Below are 2,664 nucleotides of genomic sequence, written 5' to 3'. Positions count from 1 at the left end.
TTCTTTATAACCCTTGCCTCTTAGCATTAGTAATTTTCTGTCCTCTATAATTAAGGCAGCAATTCTAGTTTTTGTTTCCATATTAAAGCGTTTAAGTTTTTTTAAAATTTTTTAGCGCCAAAATTCAATTTCCGATAACGTATCGGGATAAAAGAAGTTTTTCTGTAGTGTAGCGGAAGAAAAATTTGGGTGAGGCACGAGCCGAGTGCCGAACCTTTTATCCCGTGTTATGTGCCCCGAGTGGAGCGTAGCGGAACGAGAGCGCAGCGTGGGTTCGAGCGATAGCGAGAAAGTCGGGCGGAGGCGGGCGTTTATCCAATTTCTTTTACTAATTTTTCAACCAAACTTTTTATTTGGTCTCTAATTTGGCGATGGAACTCTAAAGATTTATCTTTTGCATCATCAATCTCCCAGAAAACAACTTTTGACAAATCAACATAATCTGGTAAATTCTCTTTTTCTGTTATTACAATAATTTTATCAGTATTTTTGACCATTTTAGGAGTAAGTTGTTTTCTGGTGTTTTTGGATAAATCATAACCTACTTCAGACATACATTGAACAACAAAAGGATGTAAAGGTTCACCGCAGCGATTATCAACATGAGTTCCAGCGCCAACTGCTTTATGTTTCTTAGATAATCTATTGAAAAAAGCAGGAGCCATTTGGCTTCGTCCAACATTTGCTCTACAAATAAAAAGTATTTCCATATTATTATTGAAAAATTAGTATTTATAAAAATGTATCGTTAAGCCCGCCGTAGCCCGATTGCACATAACGTATCGGCATCATCTGAAGTCCCGCACTAATTTTCGTTGTTTAGATGCAATAATTCCAGAACTACTATGAGCAATATTAAATGCTGAACTCCATCCAAATACCACAAAAATTAGTGCGGGATTTGGGCGGAGGGAAATTGACGCTCCTTGAATATATAATTGATGTCAATTTCCCGTAGCCAGATATGCAATGTTATGTGATGTAGCCAGAAACTTCTTTTTCCTTATTATTCTTTTTTGGCGAATTCTAATTTTTAATTTTCTTCCTATTTTCTGGCGTAGTTAAATAATTTTCTTTCGTAATAACCTTGCCACCAGATTCAATTTCAAGTTTTCGTCGGGCATCTCCTGCAATTTTTCCGCCTTTTTGGGCGGCAATTTTATTTTCAATAAAACCCTTAGCATTTCTCTCTTTGGTTATTTTCGTAGTTGAAGCTTCGCCAAGCATGGAAAAGATTAATTCGAGATCGTCCATATGATCACGCAGATTTTCTCGCTTCAAACCTTTTAACCTTTTGTACTGACTTGGCGTCATATCAAAAGCTGCTTTTGATATTTCTGCAGTCAAAATCGCAAACTCAATATTTTTTTTAACGCCTCGTTTTTGCCATTCATCAGTTAGCTCCTCACGTATGGCAATACCACGCATACGTTTCTCAATCCAAGAATCAGAATAGCCCTTGAGTTTGTATAATATTTTAGTTCGTTTTGTTGCCAATTCTGGGTCTTCAATTTCTTGAATTCTTTCAAAACCTACCTTGGCTAGCCATCGTTTCAACGGCTCGGCTTTAGGTGATGGGACTGATTGGATAATTCGTAATATACCCTCCGTGTTTGCACAGTCAGTTTCACGCATTTTGCCATCTGGCGCTTCCAATTTCAACTGTCTACAAATTGTAGATAGTTGAAAATTGCTTTCATCTTTAACTCTTGCTTTCATAGCAGTCCAATAAACACTAGGGCGGTCACTATCGGTAAGTGCCTGAATAATATCAACCACAGAAAACCACCATTCTTTTTGATAAATGATTTTTCTGATAGTTTTGCCTTTGAAAATGGCAATGTGGTTTTCTGGATTTTGGTTGTTTTCCATATGACTTAAAGATATAAAGGTATCAGATTTGATACCTTTATATTATAGCATATTTCCTGGTGGATTTGATTAAGGCAAAATACTGAAATTTTTTCCAAGATATTCGAATGTTATCTTATTTTCAACTCTTTTTGCCACATCTTTTGCTGGAATACCAGTTAAGCCAACCTGAAATGCAAATTGTTTATTTTTTCCTATCAAATCAGCTTCTGTGATACAGCCCATTTCATGTTTTCCACTTTCGCAATCAGCAAGAAATTTATTCCAACCTTCTATCGTCATAGCGTCGATTATAAAAAATTCAGAATAGCCGGGCATAAATTCTTTTTCCGGAAAAGCATTTGTTTCCTTGAAGGATTTATCCGCGGTAGGAAGAAAGAATGATATGCGAGTCCTGTCAGCATCAATGGAAAAACTTTTAGTTTTATAATCTGCAAAATCCGTCGGCAATTGGATTTTAAAACCAAGATCGGTATTTGAATATAGTGACACATTTTTTTGCTCAGGAGATTGTGCTGGTTGTTGAACTATAGGATCAGGAGTTGATTTAACTTGTTTCGGAGCAGGTACAACTGGCGCACTAGCCTTGTTAATTGTCGCAAAATATACAGTTATGCCGATTAGAATAATGACGGCAACCACTAAAATTGCGATGATGCTTTTTTGATTCATAATTATTATTTTGTTAATTTATTAAACTTATTTTAATTATACTGAGTTATCGACCTGTGAATTCGCCAAAAAAAATTCTAAATAGTTAAAAAAGAAATTTCTGGCTATTTCACATAACGT

The 2,664-nt window shown here is 35.7% G+C and carries 3 protein-coding genes; all 3 read right to left on the bottom strand.

What is annotated here, in order from left to right:
• Window positions 1-311: 311 nt before the first annotated feature.
• Window positions 312-710: a low molecular weight phosphatase family protein gene (locus KKI21_03045; GenBank protein MBU4285175.1), complete on the bottom strand. Its 399-nt coding sequence runs from the start codon at window positions 708-710 to the stop codon at window positions 312-314.
• A 316-nt stretch (window positions 711-1,026) separates the two neighbouring features.
• On the bottom strand, window positions 1,027-1,872 hold the full coding sequence (locus KKI21_03040; GenBank protein MBU4285174.1) for a Bro-N domain-containing protein: 846 nt from the start codon (window positions 1,870-1,872) through the stop codon (window positions 1,027-1,029).
• Window positions 1,873-1,941: 69 nt separating this feature from the next.
• Window positions 1,942-2,544, bottom strand: coding sequence for a hypothetical protein (locus tag KKI21_03035; GenBank protein ID MBU4285173.1), 603 nt, complete (start codon window positions 2,542-2,544; stop codon window positions 1,942-1,944).
• Window positions 2,545-2,664 lie beyond the last annotated feature (120 nt).

The organism is Patescibacteria group bacterium, assembly GCA_018897295.1.
In the GTDB taxonomy this organism is placed as follows: Bacteria; Patescibacteriota; Minisyncoccia; order RBG-13-40-8-A; family RBG-13-40-8-A; genus JAHILA01.
This window is presented reverse-complemented; position numbering and strand designations above follow the sequence as displayed.

Coding starts and splice junctions, on each gene's coding strand:
- KKI21_03040 (MBU4285174.1), bottom strand. CDS start 1,872: ATGGAAAACAACCAAAATCCAGAAAACCACATTGCCATTTTCAAAGGC.
- KKI21_03035 (MBU4285173.1), bottom strand. CDS start 2,544: ATGAATCAAAAAAGCATCATCGCAATTTTAGTGGTTGCCGTCATTATT.
- KKI21_03045 (MBU4285175.1), bottom strand. CDS start 710: ATGGAAATACTTTTTATTTGTAGAGCAAATGTTGGACGAAGCCAAATG.